This window comes from Arthrobacter sp. 10L424 (genome assembly GCF_056395325.1).
The window spans coordinates 42,198-55,454 of sequence record NZ_JBFTJH010000012.1; the positions used below are offsets into that span (position 1 = coordinate 42,198).

Annotated in this window: 9 protein-coding genes, 1 tRNA gene and 1 other RNA gene; 5 read left to right on the forward strand and 6 right to left on the reverse strand. The window is 67.2% G+C overall.

Going from position 1 to position 13,257, the window contains the following annotated elements; genetic code table 11:
* Window positions 1-232: 232 nt before the first annotated feature.
* From recR to ffs, 3 genes are all read right to left on the reverse strand, one after another.
* On the reverse strand, window positions 233-832 hold the full coding sequence (recR, locus tag AC1DC5_RS17515; protein WP_069950546.1) for a recombination mediator RecR: 600 nt from the start codon (window positions 830-832) through the stop codon (window positions 233-235).
* A 50-nt stretch (window positions 833-882) separates the two neighbouring features.
* Window positions 883-4,083 carry a DNA polymerase III subunit gamma and tau gene (locus AC1DC5_RS17520; RefSeq protein ID WP_476866000.1) on the reverse strand — a complete coding sequence of 1,067 codons (3,201 nt, stop codon included), beginning with the start codon at window positions 4,081-4,083 and terminating at the stop codon, window positions 883-885.
* 27 nt (window positions 4,084-4,110) lie between these two features.
* Window positions 4,111-4,207, reverse strand: an RNA gene (gene ffs / locus AC1DC5_RS17525) — signal recognition particle sRNA small type.
* A gap of 226 nt (window positions 4,208-4,433) precedes the next feature.
* Here ffs and AC1DC5_RS17530 point away from each other — a divergent pair.
* Window positions 4,434-4,518 (forward strand) — tRNA-Ser (locus tag AC1DC5_RS17530).
* Between the two features lie 106 nt (window positions 4,519-4,624).
* Here AC1DC5_RS17530 and AC1DC5_RS17535 read toward each other — a convergent pair.
* A complete protein-coding gene (locus AC1DC5_RS17535) occupies window positions 4,625-5,536 on the reverse strand; it encodes an oxygenase MpaB family protein (protein ID WP_441405689.1) in 912 nt (303 codons plus the stop codon).
* A gap of 564 nt (window positions 5,537-6,100) precedes the next feature.
* Here AC1DC5_RS17535 and AC1DC5_RS17540 point away from each other — a divergent pair.
* From AC1DC5_RS17540 to AC1DC5_RS17555, 4 genes are all read left to right on the forward strand, one after another.
* Complete coding sequence (locus tag AC1DC5_RS17540; RefSeq protein WP_476866021.1) at window positions 6,101-7,273, forward strand: M23 family metallopeptidase; 1,173 nt, start codon at window positions 6,101-6,103, stop codon at window positions 7,271-7,273.
* 108 nt (window positions 7,274-7,381) lie between these two features.
* Window positions 7,382-7,867, forward strand: a complete 486-nt coding sequence (locus AC1DC5_RS17545) for a glutathione peroxidase (RefSeq protein ID WP_441405688.1) — start codon at window positions 7,382-7,384, stop codon at window positions 7,865-7,867.
* Between the two features lie 224 nt (window positions 7,868-8,091).
* On the forward strand, window positions 8,092-9,303 hold the full coding sequence (fdhA, locus tag AC1DC5_RS17550; RefSeq protein WP_476866001.1) for a formaldehyde dehydrogenase, glutathione-independent: 1,212 nt from the start codon (window positions 8,092-8,094) through the stop codon (window positions 9,301-9,303).
* 196 nt (window positions 9,304-9,499) lie between these two features.
* Window positions 9,500-10,441 (forward strand): phosphodiesterase, encoded by a 942-nt coding sequence (locus AC1DC5_RS17555; protein WP_441405686.1) that lies wholly within the window; start codon window positions 9,500-9,502, stop codon window positions 10,439-10,441.
* A 31-nt stretch (window positions 10,442-10,472) separates the two neighbouring features.
* On the opposite strand, the gene AC1DC5_RS17560 is transcribed toward AC1DC5_RS17555, so the two are convergent.
* Window positions 10,473-12,107 carry a stealth family protein gene (locus AC1DC5_RS17560; protein WP_441405685.1) on the reverse strand — a complete coding sequence of 545 codons (1,635 nt, stop codon included), beginning with the start codon at window positions 12,105-12,107 and terminating at the stop codon, window positions 10,473-10,475.
* 121 nt (window positions 12,108-12,228) lie between these two features.
* Window positions 12,229-13,143 (reverse strand): hypothetical protein, encoded by a 915-nt coding sequence (locus tag AC1DC5_RS17565; protein ID WP_441405684.1) that lies wholly within the window; start codon window positions 13,141-13,143, stop codon window positions 12,229-12,231.
* Window positions 13,144-13,257: the final 114 nt, after the last annotated feature.

The following is a 13,257-nucleotide window of genomic DNA, read 5'->3' on the forward strand; positions in this document are numbered from 1 at the left end:
TTGCTGAATTGTGACCGCATGCCAGACACCTGGGCTCCGGCTCCACGGGACATGCCCTCCGTCGCGGCCCACGACCGGACATGCGCTCCGACCGGTCCGCACATGCCCTCCGGCAGGGCTGGCGGATGGACATATCGGCACTATGTCCATCCCTGGGCGCAGGAGCTGGGCATGTCCACGGCTTGGTTGCGTCGGGGCGGTGGATGTCACCGATGTGATCCGGGGTCCCCGCTCAGCTCAGGGCGTTGCGGCGGCCTTCGAAGGCGCGGCCCAGGGTGACCTCGTCGGCGTACTCGAGGTCTCCTCCCACGGGCAGGCCCGATGCCAGCCGGGTGACGGCGATGCCGATCGACTTCAGCATGCGCGCCAGGTAGGTCGCTGTAGCCTCGCCTTCAAGGTTGGGGTCCGTCGCGATGATGATTTCCTGGATGGCGCCGTCGTTGAGCCGGGTGAGCAGTTCTCGGATCCGCAGCTGCTCGGGCCCGATGCCGGCGATGGGGTTAATGGCCCCGCCCAGCACATGGTACCGGCCGCGGAAGGAGCGGGTGCGTTCGACGGCGAGGACGTCCTTGGATTCCTCGACGACGCAGATGATCGAGGGGTCCCGGCGCGGGTCGCGGCAGATATTGCAGAGTTCCTGCTCCGTCACGTTGCCGCACACCGTGCAGAATTTGACCCGTTCCTTGACCGTGGTGATGGCGTCCACGAGACGTTTCATGTCCTGCGGGTCGGCCTCAAGGATGTGGAAGGCCAGCCGCTGGGCGGACTTGGGTCCGACTCCGGGAAGGCGTCCGAGCTCGTCGATCAGCTCTTGAACTGCACCTTCGTACACAATGTCCTCGTTCGTTGGGGGTGATGGCGGGCCGAAGTTCGGCGGGGTGGCTAGAAGCGCGGCGGCAGCGGGCTTCCGTCCAGTGAGCGCTCTTCCACGAGCTTTCCGCCCAGAATACGTTCGACGGCGGCCCGTCCGAAGACGCCCGATTCCTCGATCGTTTCGTCGTCCGCGCTCGGGATGTCCTGGACGTAGGTGGCGGTGGCGGCCGCGGCGCGGGCTGGAGCCTTGGCGCGTCCGGCCTCGGCTTCGGGGCTGTTGGACAGCCGCTGGTAGAGGCTTTGCCGGCCCGTCGTGGTTGGTTCAGCCGGGGGTGCAGGGGCCGTAATGGGTGAGTGTGCTGCTGTGGCGAGCGAAGCGCTTGCCGAGGCAGAAGCTACTGCAGCGCCGGCCGGCACCAACTCGACGGAGTCTCCCCAGCCGTTCGACGACGTCTCCACTGGCTCATAAGCAGCGGACGCCGACACTGCTGCGGCGTAGTGCGGGACCTGGGCCGCCGCGGGTTCGTAGTGCGGCGGTTCCGGCTCAGGGGTGGGCTCGGGCGCCACAGGCTCGTCCGGCCGGTGGCTCCCGATATTGGAATCCGTGCCGACAGCCCAGATCCCTGGGGCCTCCTCAACGGCGCGGGCCCACGGGTCGTCGGCGGTATCCGGCGTCTGGGGGGCAGGACCACTGGCAGGGGCCGGCTTGGACGCGGCACGTGAGCGGGCCGGCGTGGCCTTCTTCTCTCCGACGGTCGCGGGCGCGGCGGCCGGCTGGACGGACCGCACCACGGCGGGCGCCGACGGGTCCCAGTCCATGGGCGGCTCCTCGTCCAGTGGCGGTGCGTCCTCGTCGCGCGGCGGGCCCCAGTCATCGTCCGGGTAGGCGTAGGATCCGGCGGCCTCAGACGACGCGCCCTGCGGTTCGTTTGCCGGAGCGGGCGCGGGGGTTTCCGCAGGGGCAACAGTCCCCGGAGCGGGGGACGGCGCCTGGGTAGCTGGTGCCCGGGGCGGAGCCACCGGAGATGCGGGAGCCTGGGCAACCGGGGAGGTCGCTGCAGTTGGAGGTGCCGGAGTGACGGCAATGGTCGCTGCAGCCGGAGCCGACGGGGGCTGGGCGGCGGGCGCCGACGGGGGCTGGGCGGCGGGCGCCGACGGCGGCTGGGCGGCAGGGCCCGACTGCGGTGCCTCGGTGTGCGACGGGGCGGCTTGAACCGGGACGGATGGAACCGCGACGTCCGCCGGGGGCAGACCCCAGTCAGCGTCGGTGGACGTGGCCGGGACGTCCCGGCTAACGGGTGCTTTTGGGTTTGGCTCAGAGCTCGCTGCGCTGTTGCTTCCAGTGGCCACTGCGGTGATCTGGCATTCGATGCCGATGGTCTTGTGGATCGCCTGCCGCAGGTTCTCGGAGTGGTCCGCCCGGCCGAACGCCCCGGCCAGCCCGGAGGTGGTGAAGGCAAGCGTCAGGACGTGGTCCTCGAAGTGGCCCACCTGGGCATTCGGTTCGACGAGGGCCCAGGTGCTCCGCTTGATCTTGGTCAGCGTCTGCAGGATCTCCGGCCAGGCACGGCGGAGGACCTCGACGTCGGGACCGGATCCGGAACCGGACACCGCGGCGGGCGCTGCCGCAGGAGCGGAAGGGGCCGGCTGGTTCTGGACCGGTGCTGCAGGTGCCAGTGCGGACGGAGCGGGCGCGGACGGAGCGGGCGCGGACGGGGCGGGCGCGGACGGGGCAGGTGCCGCCGGGGCCGTGCCGGAGGGAGCCGGAGCGGGTGACGCAACGGGTGCCGGAGCCGGCGGAGCGGGCGCGGAAGCTTGGGGAGCTGTGGGCCGCCCGGAAGCCGCGCGGTTGGCTGCGGCGGACTCATCGACGGGCCAGTCGCCGGTGCTGACACGCGGCGGGGTGAGCGTTTCCCGGGCCGGTTCGGCGTTGCGCTCAGGTGCCAAGTCAGGGGTGGCGGCCGCCGGGGCTGCCGCTGCCGGAACCGAAGCCGCCGGAGTTGCGGCCGTCGGAGCTGCCGCTGCCGGAACCGGAGCCGCCGGGGCTGCCGCCGCCGGGACCGGAGCCGTCGGAGCCGCGGGAGCCCCGACGTCGTTCCCGGCGTAATTCAGGCGCCGTTCCACGCGGTCGATGCGGGCGGCAATTCCGCGCTCAGTCTGCTCGGAGGACGGCAGCAGGATGCGGGCACACAGCAGCTCGAGGTGCAGCCGAGGGGAAGTGGCGCCGGTCATCTCGGTCAGGGCGGTGTTGGTGACATCCGCTGCCCGGGACAGCTCGGCCGCGCCGAGGTTGTGGGCCTGGTTTTGCATGCGCGCGATCTGGTCTGCGGGCATGCCGCGGAGGATCGACTGGGCGCTTTCCGGCATGGCCTGGACGATGATGAGGTCCCGGAAGCGCTCGAGCAGGTCCTCCACGAAACGGCGGGGATCATGTCCGGTCTGGATGACGCGGTCCACTGCGCGGAACACGGTGGCGGCGTCGGAGGCAGCCACGGCCTCCACGACGTCGTCGAGGAGGGAGGCATGGGTGTAGCCCAGCAGGGCGACGGCGAGCTCGTAGTCCAGGCCGTTTGGTCCGGCGCCGGCCATGAGCTGGTCCAGTACGGAGAGCGAGTCACGGACGGAACCGCCGCCGGCGCGGATGACGAGCGAGAGCACGCCGGGCGCGACGGGGACGTTCTCCTGCGTGCAGAGCAGCTCAAGGTAAGCCATGAGCGGCTCGGGCGGCACCAGCCGGAACGGGTAGTGGTGCGTGCGGGAGCGGATGGTTCCGATGACCTTGTCCGGCTCCGTGGTGGCGAAGATGAATTTGATGTGTTCCGGCGGTTCTTCGACGATCTTGAGCAGGGCGTTGAAGCCGGCGGACGTGACCATGTGGGCCTCGTCAATGATGAAGATTTTGTAGCGGTCCCGGACGGGGGCGTAGGTGGCGCGTTCGCGGAGGTCGCGGGCGTCGTCCACGCCGCCGTGGCTGGCGGCGTCGATTTCGATGACGTCCAGGGATCCGGAGCCGCCGCGGGCGAGCTCGACGCAGCTGGGGCACTTGCCGCAGGGTGTGTCCGTGGGGCCTTCGGCGCAGTTCAGGCAGCGGGCGAGGATGCGGGCCGATGTGGTTTTTCCGCAACCGCGCGGGCCCGAAAAGAGGTAGGCGTGGTTCACGCGGTTCTTGCGCAGGGCCGTCATCAACGGCTCGGTGACGTGTTCCTGCCCGATAACGTCCGCGAACGAATCGGGGCGGTATCTACGGTAAAGAGCGGTAGTAACAGTCACAGCTAAACCCTACCAATCGGCACAGACATAAAAGACCCCTCATGCACCCGCCAGAGCCCATTTACCCTTGCTACCTTCCGGTCCTGGGGGAGTTCAACAGGATGACGCCACATGAGGGGCCGTCAGCAAGTTTACCCGACGATCGAGTGTGCCCCGAATCGTGCACTTTTGGCCCGGGAAATCCCGGCGGACATGCCCATTTTTGGCTGCCGGGAGTGGGCATGGCAGGAGTATGTCCGTCGGTCGCGGCTGGGGCGGGGCATGTCCCGTTGGTGCGGGGGCCGAGGGTCAATTGGGCGATGCCGGGAAGTTCAGGTAGTCTAGTATCTGCTTTTGATTCAGAAGCTACTGGAGAATTCGCCTAGCGGCCTATGGCGCACGCCTGGAACGCGTGTTGGGTTAACGCCCTCGGGGGTTCAAATCCCCCATTCTCCGCGGTTGGCCCCGGTCCCTTGGACCGGGGCCTTTTTGCATCCCCTAGCAGTTCCCGGGACTCCCCTCCCCGACCCCGGCCCGACCCCGGACCGGGACCGTTCAGTCCTCAGGCCTGGTAGCCCAGCCTGCGGAGCCGGGCCCGGGCAGCCTGCTCGCTCGGTCCCATCCGGCCCAGTGCAAGATGAACGACGCCGAGTGTCACCCTGGTGGCCAGGCGCACAGGCAAGGGGAGCGGGCCCAGCCGCGCGGTCCGGAGGCCCAGCAGCTCGCGGTATTTGGGCTCGAGGCTCAACACGGCCGCCGCGAACAGTACCCGGTAGCCCGGCCTCAGCGCGGGGTGGAGCGGCGGATTACGGATGAACGCCACCGTCTCGGCGACTCTTGCGTCGGAACGGAGCTCACCGGCGTCGTACCAGTGGTCCAGCTGACGGCGCATGGCCTCCTCGCTGCGCGGCGGGGACTCCACACCCATCAATTCGCCGGCTTGCGCCCACTCGCGCACGTAGGCATCGGGGCCGCCCGGGATCGTCCGGCCCCAGATCTTGTGCGCCGAGAGGAACGCGTCGGTGAATGCGATATGGACCCAGCGGAGCAGTTCCGGATCATTCGCCATGTAGCTCCGGGGAATCCCGTGCCCGTCCACATAGTCCCCGCGCACCGATTCGTGCAGCCGGAGCACCCAGTCGGAGGCTGCCCGGGCCGCGGCGGTTGAGCCATAGGACACCGTGAAGATCCAGCGGATGGTTCCCGCAAGCCGGCCCAGCGGATCCTCGCGGAATCGGGAGTGGTCATGGACGCCGGCCAGCGCGCCGGGATGGAGCGCCTGCATCAGCAGGGCCCGAATGCCCGCCACAATCGTCGGCATGTCCCCATGCACGGCCCAGACCGCGGAACCTGGCCGGTGGAAACCAGGATCGTCGCCTTCCGCCAGCCGCGGCACCCACTCCGGCACGGCGTCCCGGGTCCCGGTAAACGTCTGCTTGAGTTCGGCCTGCCATTCCCTAAGGACGTTGCGCATACTCCATTCTCGCCCACGGCTGCCATGCCCAGTACTTGCCACGATACCTAGTGCTACTGGGCCGCCACTTGTGTTTGAAAGGGGTAGCTTTTACGGTTCCCAGTGCCACCCGATTGTGGTCCCATAGGAACGTGAGTCCGCGAAAAGGGGGACTGGCGGACAGAATGCAGGAGTCACGTCGTGGGAAAACACTGGGGAAACTCATCGAGTGAGCAGGCAGTCAGAGCGCGCATCGTTGCTGTGCGCTGTTTGTCCGGGGGTTTCTGCCTTTCGCTGGCGGTCCTGACCTTTGGAGTCCAGGGCCTGTCCGGCACCGGAGCCGCGGTTACGCCGACCCCGGCGCTGGCCTCCGGCGTTGTGGGACCCGGCGTCCTGGACCCGGGAACCACCGGCGCTCCCACCGGCCCGGGCGCTGAGGCCGTGGCCCCGTCAACTTTCACGGCAGACGCCCTGGCGCTCGTGGCCTACACCCGGTCCACGGTCGTGACGACCTCCAAAGACGGCGTTCCAGGTGAACTCAACGTAGCGTCCGCCGGGCTGAGGCGGCCGGCAGAGGGCTTTCTTATGGCGCCCCTAGAATCGCTTTTCGAGTCCTCGCCGTTCGGGCTGCGGACCAGCCCAATCACAGGGTCATCGGGTGAATTTCACTGGGGGCAGGACTACGCCGCGGCCTGTGGCACCCGGGTATATTCAGCAGACTCCGGAGTTGTGCGCGCAGTCGGCTGGCACCCGTGGGGTGGCGGAAACCGCGTAGAAATCGACCACGGCAACGGGCTCATCACCACTTACAATCACCTGGAAGCGATCGCCGTCCAGAAGGGGGACTCGGTTCGGGTGGGCGAGGTCATTGCCCGGGTGGGGACCACGGGATCGTCCACCGGCTGCCACCTGCATTTTGAGACCATCCTGAACGGTTCCCACAAGAACCCCCACGACTGGACGCTGTTGCCGATCACACAGACTGACCAGCTGGGCACCATCGACATGATCAGCTACGCCCCCGACGCCGGCAAGCCGTCCAACACGTCCCTCGGCTGGGCCATTCCGGTGTCCGAAGACAGGACGCACGTGGTGGCCGGCGGAGCCAACGAATCGCCCGCCTCGGCGTGGTCTGGCACGCCGTCTTCGCCTGCGGCCGCGCCCACTTCGCCGACCGGGGACGCCCTGTCACCGACGAAGACCCGATCGGACACGCCCACGCCTGAACCCAGCCAGCCGCCGAGCGGATCCCCAGGGGGAACCACAGCGCCGGGAGATTTCCATTTTCCGAGTGACACCCCCTCCGCAAGCAACCCCCCGCCGCCCGGCACTACAACGCCGCCGCCCGGCACTACAACGCCGCCGCCCGGCACTACAACGCCGCCGCCCGCGGAAACCCCGACGCCGACTCTGTCCCCGGAGCCCACCACGCCGCCAGTGCCGCCCCCGTCCGTTGTGGAACCCGTGCCGCCGCCTCCCGTTGAGGAACCTGTGCTGCCACCGCCCACGTTGGCACCCACCGGCGATCCTGCGCCTCCGCCGCCACCTCCGCCCGTTGTGATACCTGCGCCGCCTCCGCCCGTCGTTATTCCCGCGCCGCCTCCGCCCGTCGTGATACCTCCGCCGCCACCTCCGCCCGTCGTGATACCTGCGCCGCCACCGCCGCCACCGCCGGTGCCCACGTCGGCACCTGCACCGCCCACCCAGTCCACTGAACCGTCGGCGCCCATTGACCCGTCGTTGACACCCGGACCGTAGCAGGCATAAACCCATACACTCGCGCGTTGGTATCGAATGACTATCGAAATTAACCCCGGACACCGTCCGGAACATGATCTTCACTCCGACTTCGCGAGGAACCCGCCCATGACCTCTCTCCACAGCATTCCGCTCACTTTGATAGATGGAACGGACACCGACTTTGGCCGCTTCAAGGGCGAAGTGGTGCTGGTGGTGAACGTCGCGTCCCAGTGCGGGTTCACTCCGCAGTACGCAGGACTTGAGGCCCTGCACAACAAATTCCGCGATCAGGGCTTCCAGGTCCTCGGCGTCCCGTGCAACCAGTTCGCAGGCCAGGAGCCTGCCGCGGACTCCGAGATCGCCGAATTCTGCGAACGGAACTTCGGCGTCACTTTCCCGCTTACCACCAAGGCGAATGTCCGCGGCAGGAAGCAGCACCCGCTCTACGCCGAGCTCACCAAATTCAGGAACGGCGTCCTGCCGGGATTGGTGAAATGGAACTTTGAGAAGTTCCTCGTGAACCGCGACGGCGTCGTAGTGGCCCGTTTCGCCCCGACGGTGGAGCCGGACGCGCCGGACGTCATTGAGGCGGTTGAGTCGGCTCTCAGCTGAGAGCCGACTCCCAGACCGCAAGGGGACAAGGGCCCCTATCCCTAAGCATGCTTCCCGCCTAGACTGGCCGGACCTTCCAAGTAAATGGGGCACGCCCACGTCCCCGACGCGCGTCAGCGCGCCGGCCGGACTGCCGCCGAACGCCCGGGGAAGGTACATCAGCACGCTTCGGAAATCACAACTGGACACTCTTATTGGGGGTCCGTGTAACCAGGAGGAAAGTGATGACAGGGAACAAAGCCGTTGCCTACAAGGGGCCGGGCAAGGTCGAACTGATCGACATTGACTACCCCACCTTCGAACTTAAAGACGGCCCGGGGGTCAACCCCGCGAACGTAGGGCGCCCGGTGCGCCATGGAGTGATCCTCAAAACCGTCGCCACGAACATCTGCGGCTCGGACCAGCACATGGTCCGTGGCCGCACCACCGCGCCTTCTGACTTGGTGCTCGGTCACGAAATCACCGGTGAAGTGGTGGAGGTCGGGCCGGACGTCGAGTTCATCAAGGTGGGGGACATCTGTTCCGTCCCCTTCAACATCGCCTGCGGACGCTGCCGGAACTGCAAGGAGCGCAAGACCGGCATTTGCCTGAACGTCAACCCGGCCCGCCCCGGTGCGGCCTACGGATATGTGGACATGGGCGGGTGGGTCGGCGGCCAGGCCAACTACGTCCTGGTGCCATACGCGGACTGGAACCTGCTGAAGTTCCCGGACAAGGACCAGGCCCTCGAGAAGATGATGGACCTGACGATGCTGTCAGATATCTTTCCGACCGGCTTCCACGGCGCCGTCACTGCCGGCATCGGAGTCGGCTCCACCGTGTACATCGCGGGAGCCGGCCCGGTCGGGCTGGCCGCGGCGACCAGTGCCCAGCTGCTGGGCGCCGCCGTCGTGATTGTCGGCGACATGAATGCGGACCGGCTGAAGCAGGCGCGGAGCTTCGGCTGCGAAACCATCGACCTTTCCCAGGGCGGGCCCGCCGAGCAGATCGAGCAGATCCTGGGCGTTCCGGAAGTCGACTGCGGCGTCGACGCCGTCGGATTCGAAGCCAGGGGACATGGCCACGACGCCAAGGAAGCTCCGGCAACGGTGCTCAACTCGCTGATGGAGATCACGGCGGCCGGCGGAGCGCTCGGCATCCCCGGGCTCTACGTCACCGGGGATCCAGGCGGCATCGATGAGGCGGCCAAGAAGGGCGCCCTCTCACTCAGCCTGGGCACCGGCTGGGCCAAGTCGCTGAGCTTCACCACCGGCCAGTGTCCGGTGATGAAGTACAACCGCCAGCTGATGATGGCCATCCTGCATGACAAGGTCCACATCGCCAAGAACGTCAACGCCAAGGCGATCACGCTGGAGGATGCGCCGAAGGGTTACGCGGAATTCGACGCCGGCGCGGCCACGAAGTACGTGCTGAACCCGAACGGCTACCTGAACTAGCCGCCAAGTACCTGAGTAAGGAGTTTCCGGCGGACACATACCGAGGCAGGTATGTGTCCGCCGGATTACTCGTTGTTGCCGTTTTTTCAAACATGCCTACTGGAGTTTGCACATTGTTGGCCGAATGTCTGATTGGATAGATATTACTGAGAGGGAAGCAGGGGGCTACCGCCCCCACCCAACCAGGAAGGTAGCAATGGAGCCCATCGAGGCCGAGCACCCCCGGCCACGTCATTTTCTACTCCATCTGAGTGACCCCCATCTGCTGGGAGGTACGGCACCGCTGCATGGTGTGGTCGACAGCGACGCCCTGCTCCAACAACTCTTCGACGAAGTGCTGGCTTCCGGCGCGCGCCCCGAAGCTGTGATCTTCACCGGCGATCTCGCCGACCGGGGGGAACCCGAGGCCTACGCGAAGCTGCGGGCCATCGTGGAGCCCGCCTGCCAGGCGCTGGGCGCGAAGGTCATCTGGGCGATGGGAAACCACGACAACCGGGAGAACTTCCGCACCGGCCTGCTGGATCTGCCGGCCGACGATGCCCCCGTGGACCATACGTACTTCATCAACGGGCTGCGGATCATCACCCTCGACACCTCTGTCCCGGGCTTCCACCACGGCGAGCTGAGCCCTGAACAGCTGGAGTGGCTTGGGGCCGAACTCGCCACCCCCGCGCCGGACGGAACGATCCTTGCCCTGCACCACCCGCCGGTACCCTCGGTCCTTGACCTCGCCGTCTTGGTGGAGCTGCGAAACCAGTCGGCACTGGCCGGAGTCCTGCGGAACTCCGACGTCCGGGCCATCCTGGGAGGCCACCTGCACTACTCGACGACGGCGACCTTCGCCGGGATCCCGGTCTCCGTCGCGTCAGCCACCTGTTACACGCAGGACCTTAACGTAGAGGTAGGCGGAACCCGCGGACGCGACGGCGGCCAGGCGTTCAACCTCGTGCATGTCTACGAGCACACGGTTGTGCATTCCGTGGTTCTCCTCGGCGACACCCCGGCGGTCGGCGAGCTCGTCACCGCAGCGGAGACGCAGCGGAGGATCTCGGCGGCAGGAATCCGGATCCCTTCCAAGGCGAAGCTCGAGGACCCGGCCAGGACCCCGGGCAACCGCCGGCTGACCGCCAGCAACTGACCGCCGGCTGCTGGCGGCTGCCTCTGTCAGGCTACTTTTCCCAGGGCGCCTTGATCGGGTAATACTTCTCCAGGAAGTCCGTCACGATCTCGGCCCTTTCCTCGGCCGCGACCTCGGGGAAGCTGCCGTCATTGAGGCAGAAGAAGTCCATGTTCCGCTTGGCGAGCAGTTTGGGCAGGTAGTTGAGCCCTGCCCTGGCGGTGGTGTCCACATAACGCACCTTGGCCGCCGTCTGGGTGACGGCCCGGCCGGTCAGCAGCGCGTAGTAGTGGTAGAACGAGTTGGTCACCGAGATGTTGTCCGCCGCGCGGAACGTGCTGGCTGCCGTCTTGGCGAACTCCGCCGGGAACTCCTGCTCCATCTTGGCCACGACGCTGCGGCGCAGCGGGGCGGCCGTGTGTTCCAAGTGCCGGGTGGTGATCCGGCCGAAGCGGTTCCACAGCAGTTTGCGGTTCACCCGGGCTGCATTCTCGAAACCGCTGCGCTCGGCGTCGTTGTCGCCGAGCCCGATCCGGGTTTCCGCCTCGATGAACTTCGTGATGCCGCCGGGGGTGAAGAACATGTCCGGTCCGACCGCGCGGCCGAAGAACATGTCGTCGTTCGAGTACAGGAAGTGCTCGGACAGGCCGTCGATGTGGTGGAGCTGGCACTCCACGGCCTGCGAGTTGTGGGTGGGCAGCACGGAGGGGTCCGCGAAGAACTCCTCGCTGCGGACTATCGTGACGCCCGGGTGGTCGGCCAGCCAGGAGGGGGTGGGGGAGTCGGTGGCGATGAAGATCCGGCGGATCCAGGGCGCGAACATGTACACCGAGCGCAGCGCGTACTTGAGCTCGTCGATCTGCCGGAACCGGGCTTCGTGGTCGTCGCCTTCACCCACGACGACGCCGGCCATCCGCGCGCGGCGGGCCGCAATGTATTCCGGGGAGCTGCCATCGACCCAGGAGAACACGAGATCAACATCGAAGCTGATGTCACTGGCGTGGTCCGCGAACATGTTCTCGATGGTGGGCCAGGTGCTGCCGTAGCGTTCCACGGTTCCGCGGACGGCGTCCTGGGCCAGGAGCGTGCGGCGGGTCAGCGAGTTCTCGATCGGGAGGATCAGCTGGTCGCCTTCGAAACTCCACAGTTCCAGCTGCACGCCGGCTGAGGCGCCGAACTCAAAGCCGCCTTCCGGTTCGACCCGGGGGCGGTACAGCCGGAAGATCCGGGACTGCCGGTTGGGGGAAAGCTCCCCGTCGGCCACCAGCACCGAGGACTTCTTTTTCGCGTCGACGCTCATCGAGTAGAAAGGCTCGTCGTGGCAGGCCGCCACGAGCGCATCGCGGAGTTCCTTCCGGTCCTTCCAGTCCACGGCAATGACCGGCCGGTGGTTGTTCCCGCGGACCAGGAGATAGTCGAGGCCGGCGCCATCAAGCAGTGCTCGGATGAACATCAGGTCCTCGACCATGGCCTGGTACGGCGTACGGTTCTCATTGATCAGGCCGTACCGGCCGCGCCGGCGCACAACGTCCTGGCGGGTCCGGAACCTCGCGACGGCGGCCGCGGAGGTGACCTCATCGTGGGCTTCTACCGATGCCTGGCTGCCGTAGTAGATCTCGTCCTGGACCAATGAGTCTGTAATGTCGCTTCTCCGTGATTCTTTGCGTGGATGTGTCCCTGCTTGCATGATATCGCCCGCTCCAAAATCGCCGTGAGAATCCGCGGTTGAAACGCCGCCGGTGTGGGCCGCAACGGCCCTTCGTCCTGCCCTGCCACCCTGCGTTCGCAGGGTGGTTCCGCCCGCCGGTTCAGCCGGCGAGGGCAGTGCGCCAGCCGCGCAGGAAGGCCGCCCCGGCGTCGTCGTGGATGATGTCCTCACCCAGCCCCAGATCTGCCGCGGTGAGCACCTCGTATGGTTTCACCGGGACGCCGTCGGCAGGACGGACGTCGACGTGTTTCACCGGGTGGTCGTTGTGGTGCAGCCAGTCGGCCATGGCGTAGTCGGTGCGGGAGTCGCCCACGGTGCGCCAGGCCTGCGGGGTGACGCCCTGGGCCGCCAGCAGTTCCACAGCCCGGCTCGCGCCGAGGTCCTTGCCGAGCCGGACCGATTCGATGTCGGTGGAGATGATGGTCGGATCCACGCGGTAGTCGATCCGGTCATCGGAATCGGGGGCATGGTGGTCCAGCCGCACCACTCCAAGGCCATGCCGGCCCATCAGTTCCATGGCATCGGCGTCGAACAGCTGCTGCTCGTCCCGGTAGTCGGAGTTCTCGACCGAGATGTGCTGCTCCACGGAGACCATCGCCAGCTTGGTCTCGTCAAAGAACATGTGGCTGGCGTAGTCCTCGGCCACGAGCCGGCGGACGTCGTCGCCGAACGCCCGCGGGATGGCTAGGTCGTGATCGACGTGGACTGCGCCGGGGCCGGCGGAGGTGTAGCTGAACCAGACCGCGCCCTTCTCGCAGATGGCGTGGATGAGGATGTCTTCCGGCATCCCGGCGGCCATCATCGGCTCCATCACCTGCTCGCGGATGAACGCGGCGGAACGGCCGGTGTTGAAAATGACCGGGATTCCCGCAGCGGCCAGCGCCAGGAGGTCCGCGATGATCGCGGGCTGTACCGCGCGGGTGACGGGACTCGCCACGGGACCGTCGACGTCGAGCAGCAGTGCCAGGGGCGGGGCCGACGGCGAGTGGGAAGCTGGGGTCTCGGGAGGTGTCATGGCTCCATTCTCCCAGCCGGCGGGCGTCTTTGCATGTGTTGTGGACCGTGCCGCCGGCAAGGTCTTGACTGTGACAGCAAGGGCAGGACGGTGTGACAAATGGTTACCGTTTGG

Bases quoted from the DNA above. Each gene is read 5' to 3' on its own strand.
- AC1DC5_RS17535 (WP_441405689.1), bottom strand. From the start codon at position 5,536: ATGCGCAACGTCCTTAGGGAATGGCAGGCCGAACTCAAGCAGACGTTT.
- AC1DC5_RS17555 (WP_441405686.1), top strand. From the start codon at position 9,500: ATGGAGCCCATCGAGGCCGAGCACCCCCGGCCACGTCATTTTCTACTC.
- AC1DC5_RS17540 (WP_476866021.1), top strand. From the start codon at position 6,101: ATGGCGCCCCTAGAATCGCTTTTCGAGTCCTCGCCGTTCGGGCTGCGG.
- fdhA (WP_476866001.1), top strand. From the start codon at position 8,092: ATGACAGGGAACAAAGCCGTTGCCTACAAGGGGCCGGGCAAGGTCGAA.
- AC1DC5_RS17565 (WP_441405684.1), bottom strand. From the start codon at position 13,143: ATGACACCTCCCGAGACCCCAGCTTCCCACTCGCCGTCGGCCCCGCCC.
- AC1DC5_RS17545 (WP_441405688.1), top strand. From the start codon at position 7,382: ATGACCTCTCTCCACAGCATTCCGCTCACTTTGATAGATGGAACGGAC.
- AC1DC5_RS17560 (WP_441405685.1), bottom strand. From the start codon at position 12,107: ATGCAAGCAGGGACACATCCACGCAAAGAATCACGGAGAAGCGACATT.